Here is a 14,808-nt window from a genome sequence, read left to right on the forward strand (position 1 = left end):
CGCGAGGCGCCCTTTTCTTTGGACCTTTAAAGCATCGCGGCCGGAGGCCGCTCTCACAAGGTGCTTGCAGGCCTGTGGGAGCGGCCTCCGGCCGCGATGCCCACGGCGCGAGAGCGGGCGGTTACTTGCCGCTCCACTGCCCCAGCGCCGCCAGGCCGTTCTCCTTGGCGCGCTGGGCGACGGTCTTCTGCGCCTCGGCGTAGTTGCCCTTCATGTCCTTGGCCCACAGCTTGAGCGCGGCCTGCTGCATGGCGCGGCCGTAGGAGAACGACAGCGGCCACGGGTGCGGGCCGATGCGGTTCATCGCGTTGAGGTGGGCGGTGGCCTGCTCGTCGCTCTGGCCGCCGGAGAGGAACACGATGCCCGGCAGCGAGGCCGGCACGGTGCTCTTGAGCACGCGCACGGTGGCCTCGGCCACTTCCTCGACTTCGGCCTGCTCGGCCGCGTCCTTGCCCGGGATCACCATGCTGACCTTGAGGATCACGCCCTCCAGCATGACGTTCTGCTCGTACAGCGCGTTGAACAGGCTGCGCAGCACGGCCTCGTGCACCTCGTAGCTGACCTCGATGCTGTGGTCGCCGTCCATGATCACCTCCGGCTCCACCATCGGCACCAGGCCGGCCTCCTGGCACAGCGCGGCGTAGCGCGCCAGCGCGTGGGTGTTGGCCTCGATCGCGGTGGAGCTGGGGTTGTCCTCGGAGATGTTGATCACCGCGCGCCACTTGGCGAACTGCGCGCCCAGCCTGGCGTATTCGGCCAGGCGCTCGCGCAGGCCGTCCAGGCCCTCGGTCACCACGTCGCCGGGGAAGCCGGCCAGCGGCACCGGGCCCTTGTCCACCTTGATGCCGGGGATGATGCCGGCCTTCTTCATCACCTGGGTGAACGGCACGCCGTCCCGGGTGGACTGGCGGATCGTCTCGTCGTACAGGATCGCGCCGGAGATGTGCTCGTTGAGGCCCGGGGTCGTCAGCAGCAGCTCGCGGTAGGCGCGGCGGTTCTCCTCGGTGTTCTCGATGCCGACGGCCTCGAAGCGCTTCCTGATGGTGTTGGTCGATTCGTCGATCGCGATGATGCCCTTGCCCGGCGCAACCATCGCCAGGGCGATGCTCTCAAGATCTTCGATACTCATGACGACTCCGTACGATCGGTGCGGCGCGGCCGCGCGACAAGGAAAGCCGCCCCGGAAGGCCGGGCCGGCAAGGCTGAAAGCGCGGGATTATAGCCCCAAGCCGCAGGGGCTGCCGGCCGGGCTCAGTCGGCCGCGTAGCCGGCCAGCCGGCACGGCGCCATCACCTGGCGCTGGCCGTCGGCGCCGGGCGGCGCGTTGAACGGCACGACGTAGTAGGTCCGCACCGGGTCGCTGCCGCGGTTGCCCAGCGAGGGGCCGTAGCGGAAGTGCGAGACCGCGCTCAGCGCCACCTGGCCCAGGTCGCTGGCGGGCGCCACCTTCTCCAGCTTGAGGTCGCGCGGCACGCCGTCGGAGCCGATGGTGTAGCTCACCGCCGCGCAGCCGGGCTTGTCCAGGTTGCTGCCGCTGTTGGGCACGTCCACGTCCACCGTCTGGTTGATCAGGATCCAGTACTTGTTGACGTGCTCCGGGTCGATGCGGTGCGCGGTCTGCGCCCAGGCCGGAAGGGCGAGGGCCAGCAGCGGCAGCAGCAGGGTGCGGAACGGGCGCGACGTCTTCTTCATGGGGGGACCTCCGCGGATCGGGTGGGCGGAAGCGCAGTGTAATGCGCGGCGGCGCTCCGGCGGCAGCGCGGGCGGGCGGTCCGTGCGCCGGCGGCGGAATGGCGGGGCCGCCATCCGCGAGGCGGAGGCGGGGAGGCAGCGGCTTTCTTGCGCCGAAGCCCGGGCGCAAAGAAGGCGCCGGATTCCTGCTTGCGCAGGAATGACGGGCAAGGGCGGGAGCTTGCGGCGCGGGCGGGCGCCTACAGGTCGCGCAGGCTCTCCACCTCGCCGCCGGCGCCCACCGAGAGCAGCTTGAGCGTGTTGGTGCCGCCGCCCAGGCCCACGCGGTCGCCGTGGGTCACGATCACGCGGTCGCCCTCGGCCAGCCTGCCCTGGGCGAACAGCAGGCTCACCGCGCCGCGCGTGGCCGAGGCCATGGTCTCGCCGGCGTGCCGGTATTCCACCGGCTGCACGTCGCGCAGCACCAGCATGCGCCGGCGCGCGTCGGCGAACGGCGACAGCGCGTAGATCGGCACCGCGCTGCGGTAGCGCGACAGCCACTGCGCGGTGGCGCCCGACTCGGTCAGCGCGACGATCGCGCGCACGCCGAGCTCGCCGGCCAGCAGCATCGCCGCCAGCGCGATCGCCTGGTCGGTGCGGTCGAGCCGGTGGCCGGCGCTGGCCAGGTCCTCCTTCGGCTCGAACTGGCGCTCGGCGCCCAGGCAGATGCGCGCCATCGCGGCGACGGCCTTGTCCGGGTGCGCGCCGGCGGCGGTCTCCTCCGACAGCATCACCGCGTCGGTGCCGTCGATCACCGCGTTGGCCACGTCCAACACCTCGGCGCGGGTGGGGATCGGCGAGCGCACCATCGACTGCAGCATCTGCGTGGCGGTGATCACCGCGCGGTTGCGCTGCACCGACTCGCGGATGATCTTCTTCTGCAGGCCCGGCAGCTCGGCGTCGCCGATCTCCACGCCGAGGTCGCCGCGCGCCACCATCACCACGTCGGAGGCGTCGATGATCTCGCCCAGCACCGGGATCGCGTCGGCGCGCTCGATCTTGGACACCAGCGAGGCGTTGCCGCCGGCCTCCTTGAGCAGGCGCCGCGCCTCGTGCATGTCGGCCGCCGAGCGCACGAAGGACACCGCGAGGAAGTCCGCGCCGATCTCCGCGGCGAGCTGGATGTCGGCGCGGTCCTTGTCCGACAGCGCCGAGACCGACAGGCCGCCGCCCTGGCGGTTGAGCCCCTTGCGGTCGGACAGCCGGCCGCCGACCAGCACGCGGCAGCGCACCTCGGCGCCGACCACCGCCTCGACCGTCAGCGCGACCAGGCCGTCGTCGAGCAGCAGCACGTCGCCGGCGGCCACGTCGTTGGGCAGGTTGTGGTAGCTCACGCCGACGCGGCCGGCGTCGCCGGGCGGCGCGCCGGGCGCGCAGTCGAGCACGAAGGCGTCGCCGGGCTTCAGCTCCACCGGGCCGTCGGCGAACTTCTCGATGCGGATCTTCGGGCCCTGCAGGTCGGCCAGCACGCCCACCTCGCGGCCCATCGCCTTCGCCGCCTCGCGCACCGCCATGGCGCGCGCGCGGTGGTCCTGCGGCTGGCCGTGCGAGAGGTTGAGGCGCACCACGTCGACGCCGGCGGCGACGAGTTTCTCCAGCATGCCCGGCGCGTCGGTGGCGGGGCCGAGGGTGGCGACGATCTTGGTGCGGCGCAATATGGCTTCGGTAGTCATCCGTCCAAGCTAGCAGAACTGGCCGGCCGTGCCAGAGGCGACCGGGGCGCGTTTTCCGCCGCGCGGCGGCGGCCCAAGTGGACTGCTGCGGACGTGCCTACCAGCGGCGCGAGTGGTATGGCCGGCGTGCCCGATTTGCGGGGATGCGAAGGCGGACTGGTCTCTTCGATCGCCGGCAAGACGTTCGCTGATTGGTCTGCTGGTCATGCGCGGCCAAGCTCGCGCAACCAGGGTCCGCCCGCAGCGGCCGGGGGAGCATCCGGCATGACCCGAACAGGCCCCTTCGCGGCGCGACCGGCATGTTGCACCGCAGCCAACCCGCCCCCTGGAGATGACTGATCGCTCAGCGCGCGAGCGCGAGGTTGAGCACCTCGGCCAGCCGCCGCCCCGCCTCGCGCAGGCGCAGCTCGGCGGTGGGCAGCTCGGCGTCGACGTAGGCCTGGCCGATCACGTGGCCGTCGGGATAGAAGCCCGGCGCCGCGGTGATGCGGCAGGACTCCTCGGCCCACTGCGCATAGGGGTCGTCCAGCGGCGCGATCGGCGGCGGCAGCGGCACCGGGCCGCGCGCGTCCAGCTCGGCGGCGTAGGCGCGCCAGTCCAGGCCGCGGGTGGAGAGCAGGCCGGAATCCCACACCCGGTGCAGGTTGCTGCCCTTGCCCTGGAACTGCACCTGGTAGGTGTTGCCGCCCTTGTCGTCGCGCGAGCCGGCGTGCAGCGGCTGGTGCACGTCGCCGACGAAGTGCACCACGAACTTCAGCGCCTCGCGGCGCGCGGCGTCGGGCTGACCGCGGTCGGCGAGGATCCGCACGTAGTGCTCGATGCCGGCCACCACGCACTTGTCGCCCTTGCAGTCGCGCGGCGGCACGTAGTCGCAGTCGCCGTGCACGAAGTCGATGTAGTGCAGCGCGCGGGTCTGCTTCCACAGCGCCGCCAGCGCCGGATCGTCCTGGATCTGGTCGGGCCAGCTGGCGACGTCGGCCAGGCGCGTGGTGTGCTCGGGCGCGAGCAGCCGCTCCACCTCGGCCTCGGCGGCCGGGCTCAGGTGCCGCTGCGCCAGCTCGGCGACGATGCTGTGGCCGAGCGGGCCCCAGGCCTGGGCGGCGGGCGCGAGGGCGAGTCCGGCGAGCACGGCGGTCAGCAGGCGGCGGAGCGGGAGCATGGCGGGGTCCGGTGCGTGTGGGGCCGCGCAGTCTGCCACACGCGCCGCTCAGCGCGCCGGCACGCGCCCGGCCAGCCACCCGCCGAGCAGCAGCGCCGGCAGCAGCCAGCGCAGGTCCGCGTTGCCCAGGCCGACGCCCGCCAGCGCCGGTCCCGGGCAGTAGCCGGCCAGGCCCCAGCCGATGCCGAACAGCGCCGCGCCGCCCAGCAGCCGCGCGTCGATGGAGCGCGCCGCGGGCAGCCGGAACTCCGCCTCCAGCCAGGGCCGTGGCCGCCGCGCCAGCCGCCGCCAGCCGAGCGCGTAGACGCCGACCGCGCCCGCCATCACCAGCAGCAGGCTCGGGTCCCAGTCGCCCGCCACGTCGAGGAAGCCGAGCACCTTGCGCGGATCGGCCATGCCCGACACCGCCAGGCCGAGCCCGAACGTCGCGCCGGCCAGCAGCGCCGCCAGCGCGCGGCTCACGGCCCGTGCCGCAGCAGCGCCGCGGTGAGCATGGCGGTCGCCATGAACACCGCCACCGCCGCCAGCGAGCGCGGCGACAGCCGCGCCACGCCGCACACGCCGTGCCCGCTGGTGCAGCCGCCGCCCAGCCGGGTGCCGAAGCCCACCAGCAGGCCGGCCAGCGCGAGCCGCCAGGCCGGCGCCCGGCTGGCCACGTCGAGCGGCCCGTGCAAGCGCCACAGCGCCGCGCCGAGCGGCAGGCCGAGCGCGAAGGCCAGCCGCCACGCCCGGTCGCCGGCGCGCGGCGGCAGCAGGCCGGCAACGATGCCGCTGACGCCGGCGATGCGCCCCAGCGCCGCCAGCAGCCACAGCGCGGCCGCGCCGATCAGCACCCCGCCGGCGAGCGCGCTCCACGGCGTGAACTGGCTCATGCGACCGGCCCCAGCGCGGTGGCGTCCAGCGGCAGCCTGAGGAAGCGCCGGCCCTCGGCGTCGGGCGGCGGCAACCGGCCGGCGCGGATGTTCACCTGCAGCGCCGGCCACAGCAGCCGCGGCGCGGCGAGCGTGGCGTCGCGCCGCTCGCGCATGGCGACGAAGCCGGCCTCGTCCACGTCCGCGGCCAGGTGGATGTTCGCCCGCATCTCCTCGGCCAGCGGCACCTCCGCGCGCGGCTCGGCGCCGGCCGGCGGGTAGTCGTGGCAGAGGAACACGCGCGTCTCCGGCGGCAGCGCGTACAGCCGCCGCACCGAGGCGTACAGCGTGGCGGCGTCGCCGCCGGGGAAATCGCAGCGCGCGCTGCCGACCGCCGGCGCGAACAGCGTGTCGCCGACGAACACCGCGTCGCCCACGCGGTAGCTCATGCCGTCCGGCGTGTGTCCAGGCGTGGCCATCGCCTGCACCTCGAGCGCGCCCAGCGGCAGCCGCTCGCCGTCGTCGAGCAGGCGGTCGAACGGCGAGCCGTCGGCGCGGAATTCCTCGCCCAGCCCGAGCAGGCGCTTGAAGGTGGCCTGCACCTGCACGATGCCGCGGCCGATCGCCACCGGCGCGCCGGTCTGCTCGCGCAGCCAGGCGGCGGCGGTGAGGTGGTCGGCGTGGGCGTGCGTCTCCAGGATCCACTGCAGGTCCAGCCGCCGCGCCAGCAGGTGGTCGAGCACCTGCCGCGCCGCCGCGGTGCCGAGCCGCCCGCTGGCCGGGTCGAAGTCCAGCACCGGGTCGATCACCGCCGCCGCGCCGCTGGAGGGATCGCCGGCCACGTGGGTCCAGGTCGCGGTGGGCGCGTGGAAGAAGGAGGCGACTTCGGCAGGCATGGCGGTTCACCACTGGAAGACCGGCCCCACTATATTAGAAATTGCTAATTTAGCAAGCTGCGGCATAATGTCCGCATGAGGAACCCGACCGATCCCGCCCGCATGCGCGCCCACGCCGGCGAGGCGGCCGCGCTGCTGAAGGCGCTGGCCAACGAGCAGCGCCTGCTGATCCTGTGCCACCTGGCCGAGGGCGAGCTGCCGGTGGGCGCGCTGCAGGAGCGCGTGGGGCTGGGCCAGTCCGCGCTGTCGCAGCATCTGGCGCGGCTGCGCGCGCACGGCCTGGTCGCCACCCGGCGCGAGGCGCAGGCGATCCACTACCGGCTGGCCGACGGCCCGGTGCGCGCGCTGATGGGCACGCTGCACGGCATCTACTGCGCGCCGCACCGCCGGCGCTGAGCGGCGGCTCCTGCGGCGCCGCGGGTTTGCCTGTAAAATCCCAGGTCCGCCGGCCGCGCCGCGGCCGCTTTCCCCACCGCTTCGGAGGACGCTGTCCCATGACCATCAAGGTCGGCATCAACGGCTTCGGCCGCATCGGCCGCAACGTGCTGCGCGCCGCAGTGCAGAACTTCGGCGACATCGAGATCGTGGCGATCAACGACCTGCTGGAGCCGGACTACCTGGCCTACATGCTGCGCTACGACTCGGTGCACGGCCGCTTCAAGGGCGAGGCGCACGCCGAGGGCGGCCATCTGGTGGTCAACGGCAAGCGCATCCGGCTGACCCAGGAGCGCGACCCGGCCAACCTGAAGTGGGACGAGGCGGGCGCCGAGGTGGTGATCGAGTCCACCGGCCTGTTCCTCACCAAGGAGACCTGCCAGAAGCACCTGGACGCGGGCGCGAAGAAGGTGATCATGTCGGCGCCGTCCAAGGACGACACGCCGATGTTCGTGTTCGGCGTGAACGACAGGACCTACAAGGGCGAGGCGATCGTCTCCAACGCCTCGTGCACCACCAACTGCCTGGCGCCGCTGGCCAAGGTGATCCACGACAAGTGGCGCATCAAGCGCGGCCTGATGACCACCGTGCACGCGGCCACCGCGACGCAGAAGACGGTGGACGGCCCGAGCAACAAGGACTGGCGCGGCGGCCGCGGCATCCTGGAGAACATCATCCCCTCCTCCACCGGCGCCGCGAAGGCGGTGGGCGTGGTGATTCCCGAGCTCAACAAGAAGCTCACCGGCATGAGCTTCCGCGTGCCGACCAGCGACGTGTCGGTGGTGGACCTCACCGCGGAGCTGGAGAAGCCGGCCACCTACGCCGAGATCTGCGCCGAGATGAAGGCGCAGAGCGAGGGCGCGCTGAAGGGCATCCTGGGCTACACCGAGGACAAGGTGGTGGCCACCGACTTCCGCGGCGACGCGCGCACCTCGATCTTCGACGCCGACGCCGGCATCGCGCTCGATCCCACCTTCGTCAAGCTGGTCGCCTGGTACGACAACGAGTGGGGCTACTCGAACAAGTGCCTGGAGATGGTGCGGGTGGTGGCGAAGTAGGCTGCCGTCGCGCGGGAAGGAAAAGGCCGGGCGCCCGCCCGGCTTTTTTTGTGGCCGTGCGGGCAGGGCCATCGCTCAGCGCCGCAGCCGCGCCAGCTTGCCGGGCACGCCGTCCCAGCGCGCCGCGTCCTCCAGCGCCGGCTTCTTCGCCGCCAGCACCGGCCACTCGCGCGCCAATTCCGCGTTGATGGCCAGGAAACCCTCCTGCCCCACCGGCAGGTCCAGCTCGGGATAGATCGCGCCCACCGGGCATTCCTCCACGCACAAGGTGCAGTCGATGCACGACTCCGGGTCGATGACCAGAAAGTTCGGCCCCTCGTGGAAGCAGTCGACCGGGCACACCTCCACGCAGTCGGTGTGCTTGCACTCGATGCAGTTCTCGGTGACGACGTGGGTCATGCGCGCCTCCGCGCCGACGGCTTCCGCGGGCAGTGTGCCGCGGGCGGCGCGGCGGCCGGCTGATCCAGGTCAGGCCCGACCTTGCCGGCGTTCCCCACCGGCGCGATGCTTGCGCGGCAGGGCAGGCCTGCGACAACGCACCACAGAGCTCCCGTGGCGGATTGCCGCAGCGATTTGATCCAAGTCAAGGGGGTCGCGGCGCGAACCCGGACAATGGTGCGGTCAACCCACGGGGAAAGGCATGCCTAACACGGAGTACTACAACGACAAGGTCGTGCGGCAGTTCCTGCTCGCCGCGGCGGTCTGGGGCATCGTCGGCATGGGCGTCGGCGTGCTGATCGCCGCCCAGCTGCTGTGGCCCGCGCTCAACTTCGACCAGCCCTGGCTGACCTTCAGCCGGCTGCGCCCGGACCACACCTTCGGCGTGATCTTCGCCTTCGGCGGCTCGGCGCTGATGGGCACCTGCTACTACGTGGTGCAGCGCACCGGCCACACCCGGCTCGCGCTGGGCCGGCTGGCCGGCTTCACCTTCTGGGGCTGGCAGCTGGTGTGCCTGCTGTCGATGGTGACCATGCCGCTGGGCATCACGCAGAGCAAGGAGTACGCCGAGCCGGAGTGGTTCATCGACCTGCTGATCGCGGTGGTGTGGGTGTCCTTCGGCGTGGTGTTCTTCGCCACCCTGGCGCGCCGGCGCATCCGCCACATCTACGTGGCGAACTGGTACTACGGCGCCTTCATCATCGCGGTGGGCCTGCTGCACATCGTCAACAACATCGCGCTGCCGGTGTCGCTGTGGAAGTCCTACCCGGTGTACTCGGGGGTGGTCGACGCGATGGTGCAGTGGTGGTACGGCCACAACGCGGTGGCGTTCTTCCTCACCGCCGGCTTCCTCGGGATGATGTACTACTTCGTGCCGCGCCAGGCGCAGCAGCCGCTGTGGAGCTACCGCTTCTCCATCGTGAACTTCTGGGCGCTGATCTCGGTGTACATGTGGGCCGGCTCGCACCACCTGCTGTACACCGCGCTGCCGGACTGGGTGCAGTCGGTGGGCATGGCCTTCTCGCTGATCCTGCTGATGCCGAGCTGGGGCTCGGCCGCCAACGGCCTGCTCACCTTCAACGGCTCGTGGGGCCGGCTCAAGACCGACCCGGCCGCCAAGTTCATGGTGCTGTCGCTGGTGTTCTACGCCGCCGCCACCTTCGAGGGCTCGATGATGGCGATCAAGACGGTGAACTCGCTGTCGCACTACACCGACTGGACCATCGCCCACGTGCACTCCGGCGCGATCGGCTGGGTGGCGATGATCACCATCGGCTCGCTGTACGCGATGGCGCCGCGCGCGCTGGGCAAGCCGGCGATGCACTCGCGCGGGGCGATGGAGCTGCACTTCTGGCTGCACATCACCGGCCTGCTGTTCTACGTCGGCTCGATGTGGACCGCCGGCGTCACCGAGGGCGTGATGTGGCGCGCCACCAACGCCGACGGCTCGCTGACCTACTCCTTCCTCGACAGCCTGGTGGCGATCAAGCCGATGTACCTGGTCCGCTGGCTGGGCGGCGTGCTGGTGCTGTCGGGCATGGTGGTGATGGCGTGGAACCTGTGGCACACCGCCGCCGACGCGCGCGCACGGCTGATCAAGCCGATCCCGGTGCCGATCCCCGAGCCGGAGCCGCACCAGGTGCCGGCCCCGCTGCCGGCGGTGGGTTGAGGAGCGCGCCATGGCCTACAAGCATTTCGAAGCGATCGAGAAGCACGCCGGCCTGCTCGGCATCCTCACCGCGATCATGGTGTCGATCGGCGGCCTCGCCGAGATCACCCCGCTGTTCATGGAGGCGCACGCGGTGAAGGCGCCGCCGGGGGTGGAGCCGTACGACCCGCTGCGCCTGGCCGGCCGCGACGTCTACGTGCGCGAGGGCTGCTACCTGTGCCACTCGCAGATGATCCGCGCGCTGCGCGCCGAGACCGAGCGCTACGGCCACTACTCGGTGGCCGAGGAGTCGGTGTACGACCGGCCGTTCCAGTGGGGCTCCAAGCGCACCGGGCCGGACCTGGCCCGCGTGGGCGGCAAGTACTCCGACGAGTGGCACCGGCTGCACCTGACGAACCCGCGCCAGGTGGTGCCGCAGTCGAACATGCCCGACTACCCGTGGCTGGCGAAGAACGCCATCGACGCCGCCGACATCCAGGCGCGCATGCGCACGCTGCGCAGGCTGGGCGACCCGTACACCGACGCGCAGATCGCCGCCGCGCCGGCGGCGCTGGAGGGCAGGACCGAGATGGACGCGCTGATCGCCTACCTGCAGGGCCTGGGCGTGAAGAACGAACCGGAGTCGATGGCCGGCGCCGGCCAGGCGGGTGCGCCATGAACCCGGCCTGGGGCCACGCCGCGGGGGTGATCACCACCGTGCTGATGCTGGTGTTCGTCGGCATCTGGGTCTGGGCCTGGCGCCCGCGCCACCGGCGCGTGTTCGAGCGCCTGGCGCAACTGCCGATGGAGGACGCCGGGGCAGCCGGCGACGGCGCCGCGACGGCGCGCACGCGGACGGAGGATGGTCGCCCATGAGCTGGGGATGGTCGTTGTGGGTGATGTTCCTGGTGGTGCTCAACCTCGGCATCACGTTCTTCCTGTTCCTGTGGGCGCCGCGCGCCAAGGTGCCGGTGCAGCCCGACGGCACCAGCGGCCACGTGTGGGCGCACGGCGTGCTGCGCGAAGGCGTGCGCCGGCTGCCGCGCTGGTGGCTCCTGCTGTCCGGGCTGATGTTCGCGGTCGGCTTCGGCTACCTGGCGCTGTTCCCCGGCTTCGGCCGCTGGCCCGGCCTGCTGCACTGGACCTCGCACGCCGAGCTGGCGCGCGACCAGGAGGCCAACGCGGCCAAGCTCGACGAGCTGATGCAGCGCTTCGCCAAGTACCCGATCGAGCAGCTCGCCGGCGACCCGGCCGCCGAGCAGTTGGGCTGGCGCCTGTTCGAGGACAACTGCGCGGCCTGCCACGGCCGCGAGGCCAAGGGCAACGCCAGGCTCGGCGCGCCCGACCTCACCGACCGCGACTGGCTGTACGGCGGCGACGGCCAGGCCATCTACGCCTCGATCCACGACGGCCGCAGCGGCGTGATGCCGCCATGGGCGAGCCTGGGCGAGGACAACGTGAAGAACCTCGCGCAGTACGTGCTCGGCCTCTCCGGCGCGCCGCACGACGCGGCCAGGGCCGCGGCGGCCAAGCCGCTGTTCGCCACCTGCGCGGCCTGCCACGGCCCCGACGGCAAGGGCAACCCCGCATTGGGCGCGCCCAACCTCACCGACCGCGTGTGGCTGCACGGCGGCAGCGTGGCCGACATCGAGGCCACCATCCGCGGCGGCCGCCAGGGCCACATGCCGGCGTGGAGCCCGCGCCTCACCGACGACCAGGTGCGCGTGCTGGCCGCCTACGTCTACCACCTCGGCCACCGCGGCGATGCCACGCCGCAGTGAGCCCGCGCCGGCCGCCGCCGCGGCGGCCTGGTACCGCCAGCCGGTGCTGTGGCTGGGCGCGGCGATCTTCGCCGCCTCGCTGGCCGGCTGCGTGTGGCTGATCGTGCTCGGCGCGCGCCACGCCGACGCGCCGGTGGACACCGCCACCCCGCACGCCGTGCTCGGCGTGCCGGCGCGTGCGCCGGCGCGCCCCGCGCCGCCGGCCGCGCGGCCGGAGCCGCGGCGATGATCGCGCACGCCGCCTGGGCCCATCCGCAGCTCGCCGCGCAGGTGCTGCGCCCGCGCCGCGACGGCCGCGCCGAGGTGACGCTGCGCGTGGCGCCGCTGGACGACCCGCGTCGCGTGCTGCGCCTGGAGCAGGCGCTGCACGCGCTGCCCGGCGTGCAGCGGGTGGCGATCGATCGCGCCGCCCGCCGCGTGCGCGTGGTGTGGGACCCGCGCCGCGCCGCCCTGCCGCAGCTGCTCGCCGCCGCCGCGGGCGCGGCCGGCAGCGCGCAGCCGCTGCACCGCGGCTGCGCCGACGACGCCCCGCGCGAGGCCGCGCACGACCTGCTCAAGCGCCTGCTGGTGGCCGGCATGTGCGCGATGCAGGTGATGACCTACGCCTTCGTGCTGTACATCGGCGCGGTGGACTGGGTGGACGTGAGCACGCGCGGGCTGTTCCGCTGGCTGGGCATGCTCACCACGATCCCGGTGGTGTTCTACTCGGCGCGGCCGTTCTTCGCCGGCGCGCTGCGCGAGCTGCGCGCGCGCCGCCTGGGCATCGACCTGCCGGTGGCGCTGGCGGTGGCGCTGGTGTTCCTGGCCAGCGCGCTGCACACCGTGCAGGGCCGCGGCGAGATCTACTTCGACTCGGTGGCGATGTTCGTGTTCCTGCTGCTGGCCGCGCGCCACGTGGCGCTGCAGGCGCGCCTGCGCAGCGGCGCGCTGGGCGAGGCGGCCACCGACGCCGCGCCGCTGCTGGCCGAGCGCCGCGGCGCGGACGGTGCGCTGGAGACGGTACCGGCGCTCGCGCTGCTGCCGGGCGACGCGGTGCACGTGGCCGAGGGCGCCACCGTGCCCGCCGACGGCGTGCTGGAGAGCGCGGCCGTGCAGGTGGACGAGGCGCTGCTGTCCGGCGAGTCGCGCCCGCTGACGCGCCGCCGCGGCGAGCGGCTGGTCGCCGGCAGCGTGCTGCTGTCCGGCCCGGCCGAGCTGCGCGTGGAGCAGGCCGGCCGGGACGGCACCGCGGCGCGGCTGGGCGCGCTGGCGCAACGCGCGCGCCAGGCGCGGCCGACGCCCACGCCCGCCGAGGGACGCGAGATCGGCCGCTTCGTCGCGCGCGTGCTGCTGCTGGTCGCGCTCACCGCCGCGGGCTGGCTGCTGGTCGACCCGGCGCGCGCCTTCGAGGCCTCGCTGGCGGTGCTGGTGGTGGCCTGCCCCTGCGCCTTCGCGCTGACCCGCCCGGCAGTGCAGGCGCGCGCCTTCGGCGCGCTGGCGCAGCGCGGCGTGCTGCTCGCCGACGAGCACGCGCTGGACGCGCTGGCGCGGGCCGACTACGCCCTGTTCGACAAGACCGGCACGCTCACCGTGCCGCAGCTGCAGGCCACCGGCACGGTCGCGCTGCGCGGCTGCAGCCCGGCGCAGGCGCTGCGCCTGGCCGGCGCGCTGGCGCAGGAGAGCGCGCACCCGCTGGCACGCGCGCTGGCCGCCGCGGCGGGCCGGCTGGGCTTCGTGCCGCGCGCGACAGCGGTGCAGGTCGCCGCCGGCGCCGGCATCGCCGGCGAGGTGGAGGGCCGGCCGCTGCGGCTGGGCCAGGCCCGCTTCGCGCTGGCACCCGCCGGGCAGGCGCCGACGCCGGCGATGGAAGGCGCGCTGGTGCTGGCCGACGCCGAGGGCGCGCTGGCGCTGTTCCGCTTCGAGGAACCGCTGCGCGAGGGCACCGCCGAGCTGCTGGCGGCCTGGCGCGACGACGGCATCGTGCCGGTGATCGCCAGCGGCGACGATCCGGCCCGCGTCGCCGCGCTGGCGCGCCGCGTGGGCACCGGCGAATGGCACGCGCGGCAGGCGCCCGCCGACAAGCTGGCGCTGCTGCAGGCGGCGCGCGCCGCCGGCCGCACCACGCTGGCGGTGGGCGACGGCAGCAACGACGCGCCGGTGCTGGCCGGCGCCGACGTCGCCGCCGCGCTCGCCTCCGGCACCGACCTGGCGCAGGCGCACGCGGACGTGCTGCTGATGGACGGCCGCCTGGACGGCCTCGCGCACGCGCGCGCGGTCGCGCGGCAGGCGCGGCGGATCGCCGCGCAGGGGCGGCGCTGGGCGCTGGCCTACAACCTGTGCGCGGTGCCGTTCGCCGCGTTCGGCCTGGTGCCGCCGTGGCTGGCCGGCATCGGCATGTCGCTGAGCTCGCTGCTGGTGGTGCTCAACGCGCTGCGCGTGGGCCGCGGGCCGGCCGCGCCGCGGCGGGGGCGACGCGCATGAACATCCTGCTGGCGCTGATTCCGGTCACCCTGCTGGTGGTGCTGGTGGCGGTGGCGCTGTTCTTCTGGGCGGTGAACCACCAGCAGTTCGACGACCTGGACAGCCCGGCCGTGCTGCCGCTGCTGGATGATCCGGATCAAGACCCCGCCGCGCCGGCCGCGGCAGACTCGGCACCTCCTTCCCCGTCCCCGCCTGGAGTGGATCGACCATGAAACGCCAATGCTTCGCCCTCGCCCTGCTCGCCCTCGCCGCCGCGCCGGCCTGGGCCGCCAGCGCCGCCTGCTCCGCCACCGTGGAAGCCAACGACGCGATGCAGTTCAACACCAAGGCCATCGCGGTGCCCAGGACCTGCAAGCAGTTCAGCGTCACCCTGAAGCACACCGGCAAGCTGCCGAAGAACGCGATGGGCCACAACTGGGTGCTCACCGCCGCCGCCGACGAGCAGGCGGTGATCGCCGACGGCGCCAAGGCCGGCCTCGACGCCGACTACCTCAAGCCCGGCGACGCGCGGGTGATCGCGCACACCAGGATCATCGGCGGCGGCGAGAGCGACACCGCCACGGTGCCGGCGGGCAAGCTCAAGGCCGGCGAGAGCTATGCGTTCTTCTGCTCCTTCCCCGGCCACGCGGCGCTGATGAAGGGCACGCTCACGCTGGGCCAGTGAGCGCTCCCGCGCCG

At 73.4% G+C, this 14,808-nt stretch carries 18 protein-coding genes; 10 read left to right on the top strand and 8 right to left on the bottom strand.

Going from position 1 to position 14,808, the window contains the following annotated elements; genetic code table 11:
* Positions 1-121 precede the first annotated feature (121 nt).
* The 7 genes from C7456_RS11350 to C7456_RS11380 form a co-directional block, all read right to left on the bottom strand.
* Positions 122-1,129, bottom strand: a complete 1,008-nt coding sequence (locus tag C7456_RS11350; protein ID WP_109723875.1) for a class I fructose-bisphosphate aldolase — start codon at positions 1,127-1,129, stop codon at positions 122-124.
* A 122-nt stretch (positions 1,130-1,251) separates the two neighbouring features.
* The gene (locus tag C7456_RS11355) at positions 1,252-1,692 is read right to left on the bottom strand and encodes an energy transducer TonB (protein WP_109723876.1); all 441 of its coding nucleotides are present in this window, start codon (positions 1,690-1,692) and stop codon (positions 1,252-1,254) included.
* Between the two features lie 239 nt (positions 1,693-1,931).
* The gene (pyk, locus tag C7456_RS11360) at positions 1,932-3,404 is read right to left on the bottom strand and encodes a pyruvate kinase (protein WP_109723877.1); all 1,473 of its coding nucleotides are present in this window, start codon (positions 3,402-3,404) and stop codon (positions 1,932-1,934) included.
* A gap of 343 nt (positions 3,405-3,747) precedes the next feature.
* Positions 3,748-4,563 (bottom strand): S1/P1 nuclease, encoded by an 816-nt coding sequence (locus C7456_RS11365; RefSeq protein WP_109723878.1) that lies wholly within the window; start codon positions 4,561-4,563, stop codon positions 3,748-3,750.
* Positions 4,564-4,611: 48 nt separating this feature from the next.
* Entirely contained in the window at positions 4,612-5,025 is a 414-nt protein-coding gene (locus C7456_RS11370) for a DUF6691 family protein (protein ID WP_109723879.1), read from the bottom strand.
* Positions 5,022-5,435 carry a YeeE/YedE family protein gene (locus C7456_RS11375; RefSeq protein ID WP_109723880.1) on the bottom strand — a complete coding sequence of 138 codons (414 nt, stop codon included), beginning with the start codon at positions 5,433-5,435 and terminating at the stop codon, positions 5,022-5,024. Before C7456_RS11375 ends, C7456_RS11370 begins: the two co-directional genes overlap by 4 nt.
* The gene (locus C7456_RS11380; protein WP_109723881.1) at positions 5,432-6,310 is read right to left on the bottom strand and encodes an MBL fold metallo-hydrolase; all 879 of its coding nucleotides are present in this window, start codon (positions 6,308-6,310) and stop codon (positions 5,432-5,434) included. Before C7456_RS11380 ends, C7456_RS11375 begins: the two co-directional genes overlap by 4 nt.
* Positions 6,311-6,385: 75 nt before the next feature.
* Here C7456_RS11380 and C7456_RS11385 point away from each other — a divergent pair, with 75 nt between their 5' ends.
* Positions 6,386-6,706 carry an ArsR/SmtB family transcription factor gene (locus C7456_RS11385; protein WP_211306315.1) on the top strand — a complete coding sequence of 107 codons (321 nt, stop codon included), beginning with the start codon at positions 6,386-6,388 and terminating at the stop codon, positions 6,704-6,706.
* A 98-nt stretch (positions 6,707-6,804) separates the two neighbouring features.
* The gene (gene gap / locus C7456_RS11390) at positions 6,805-7,803 is read left to right on the top strand and encodes a type I glyceraldehyde-3-phosphate dehydrogenase (protein WP_109723883.1); all 999 of its coding nucleotides are present in this window, start codon (positions 6,805-6,807) and stop codon (positions 7,801-7,803) included.
* A gap of 75 nt (positions 7,804-7,878) precedes the next feature.
* Here gap and fdxA read toward each other — a convergent pair whose 3' ends face one another.
* Positions 7,879-8,202, bottom strand: coding sequence for a ferredoxin FdxA (gene fdxA, locus C7456_RS11395; RefSeq protein WP_109723884.1), 324 nt, complete (start codon positions 8,200-8,202; stop codon positions 7,879-7,881).
* A 241-nt stretch (positions 8,203-8,443) separates the two neighbouring features.
* Between fdxA and ccoN the strand changes: the two genes are divergently transcribed.
* From ccoN to azu, 8 genes are read left to right on the top strand one after another with little or no spacing between them, the layout of a single operon-like run.
* Complete coding sequence (gene ccoN / locus C7456_RS11400; protein WP_109723885.1) at positions 8,444-9,910, top strand: cytochrome-c oxidase, cbb3-type subunit I; 1,467 nt, start codon at positions 8,444-8,446, stop codon at positions 9,908-9,910.
* Between the two features lie 10 nt (positions 9,911-9,920).
* The gene (gene ccoO / locus C7456_RS11405; RefSeq protein ID WP_109723886.1) at positions 9,921-10,568 is read left to right on the top strand and encodes a cytochrome-c oxidase, cbb3-type subunit II; all 648 of its coding nucleotides are present in this window, start codon (positions 9,921-9,923) and stop codon (positions 10,566-10,568) included.
* Complete coding sequence (locus tag C7456_RS11410) at positions 10,565-10,765, top strand: cbb3-type cytochrome oxidase subunit 3 (RefSeq protein WP_109723887.1); 201 nt, start codon at positions 10,565-10,567, stop codon at positions 10,763-10,765. Before ccoO ends, C7456_RS11410 begins: the two co-directional genes overlap by 4 nt.
* Entirely contained in the window at positions 10,762-11,670 is a 909-nt protein-coding gene (gene ccoP / locus C7456_RS11415; protein ID WP_109723888.1) for a cytochrome-c oxidase, cbb3-type subunit III, read from the top strand. Before C7456_RS11410 ends, ccoP begins: the two co-directional genes overlap by 4 nt.
* The gene (locus tag C7456_RS11420; protein ID WP_109723889.1) at positions 11,654-11,899 is read left to right on the top strand and encodes a hypothetical protein; all 246 of its coding nucleotides are present in this window, start codon (positions 11,654-11,656) and stop codon (positions 11,897-11,899) included. Before ccoP ends, C7456_RS11420 begins: the two co-directional genes overlap by 17 nt.
* Positions 11,896-14,130 carry a heavy metal translocating P-type ATPase gene (locus tag C7456_RS11425; RefSeq protein ID WP_109723890.1) on the top strand — a complete coding sequence of 745 codons (2,235 nt, stop codon included), beginning with the start codon at positions 11,896-11,898 and terminating at the stop codon, positions 14,128-14,130. The genes C7456_RS11420 and C7456_RS11425 overlap by 4 nt, the downstream gene beginning before the upstream one ends.
* Positions 14,127-14,342, top strand: coding sequence for a cbb3-type cytochrome oxidase assembly protein CcoS (gene ccoS / locus C7456_RS11430; protein ID WP_109723891.1), 216 nt, complete (start codon positions 14,127-14,129; stop codon positions 14,340-14,342). The genes C7456_RS11425 and ccoS overlap by 4 nt, the downstream gene beginning before the upstream one ends.
* Entirely contained in the window at positions 14,339-14,794 is a 456-nt protein-coding gene (azu, locus tag C7456_RS11435) for an azurin (RefSeq protein ID WP_109723892.1), read from the top strand. The genes ccoS and azu overlap by 4 nt, the downstream gene beginning before the upstream one ends.
* Positions 14,795-14,808 lie beyond the last annotated feature (14 nt).

This window comes from Fulvimonas soli, assembly GCF_003148905.1.
GTDB classification, from domain to species: Bacteria; Pseudomonadota; Gammaproteobacteria; order Xanthomonadales; family Rhodanobacteraceae; genus Fulvimonas; species Fulvimonas soli.

What these genes read in the sequence shown, in the direction of transcription:
- C7456_RS11350 (WP_109723875.1), bottom strand. Translation starts at nt 1,129, where the DNA reads ATGAGTATCGAAGATCTTGAGAGCATCGCCCTGGCGATGGTTGCGCCG.
- C7456_RS11355 (WP_109723876.1), bottom strand. Translation starts at nt 1,692, where the DNA reads ATGAAGAAGACGTCGCGCCCGTTCCGCACCCTGCTGCTGCCGCTGCTG.
- pyk (WP_109723877.1), bottom strand. Translation starts at nt 3,404, where the DNA reads ATGACTACCGAAGCCATATTGCGCCGCACCAAGATCGTCGCCACCCTC.
- C7456_RS11365 (WP_109723878.1), bottom strand. Translation starts at nt 4,563, where the DNA reads ATGCTCCCGCTCCGCCGCCTGCTGACCGCCGTGCTCGCCGGACTCGCC.
- C7456_RS11375 (WP_109723880.1), bottom strand. Translation starts at nt 5,435, where the DNA reads ATGAGCCAGTTCACGCCGTGGAGCGCGCTCGCCGGCGGGGTGCTGATC.
- C7456_RS11380 (WP_109723881.1), bottom strand. Translation starts at nt 6,310, where the DNA reads ATGCCTGCCGAAGTCGCCTCCTTCTTCCACGCGCCCACCGCGACCTGG.
- C7456_RS11385 (WP_211306315.1), top strand. Translation starts at nt 6,386, where the DNA reads ATGAGGAACCCGACCGATCCCGCCCGCATGCGCGCCCACGCCGGCGAG.
- gap (WP_109723883.1), top strand. Translation starts at nt 6,805, where the DNA reads ATGACCATCAAGGTCGGCATCAACGGCTTCGGCCGCATCGGCCGCAAC.
- fdxA (WP_109723884.1), bottom strand. Translation starts at nt 8,202, where the DNA reads ATGACCCACGTCGTCACCGAGAACTGCATCGAGTGCAAGCACACCGAC.
- ccoN (WP_109723885.1), top strand. Translation starts at nt 8,444, where the DNA reads ATGCCTAACACGGAGTACTACAACGACAAGGTCGTGCGGCAGTTCCTG.
- ccoO (WP_109723886.1), top strand. Translation starts at nt 9,921, where the DNA reads ATGGCCTACAAGCATTTCGAAGCGATCGAGAAGCACGCCGGCCTGCTC.
- C7456_RS11410 (WP_109723887.1), top strand. Translation starts at nt 10,565, where the DNA reads ATGAACCCGGCCTGGGGCCACGCCGCGGGGGTGATCACCACCGTGCTG.
- ccoP (WP_109723888.1), top strand. Translation starts at nt 10,762, where the DNA reads ATGAGCTGGGGATGGTCGTTGTGGGTGATGTTCCTGGTGGTGCTCAAC.
- C7456_RS11420 (WP_109723889.1), top strand. Translation starts at nt 11,654, where the DNA reads ATGCCACGCCGCAGTGAGCCCGCGCCGGCCGCCGCCGCGGCGGCCTGG.
- C7456_RS11425 (WP_109723890.1), top strand. Translation starts at nt 11,896, where the DNA reads ATGATCGCGCACGCCGCCTGGGCCCATCCGCAGCTCGCCGCGCAGGTG.
- ccoS (WP_109723891.1), top strand. Translation starts at nt 14,127, where the DNA reads ATGAACATCCTGCTGGCGCTGATTCCGGTCACCCTGCTGGTGGTGCTG.
- azu (WP_109723892.1), top strand. Translation starts at nt 14,339, where the DNA reads ATGAAACGCCAATGCTTCGCCCTCGCCCTGCTCGCCCTCGCCGCCGCG.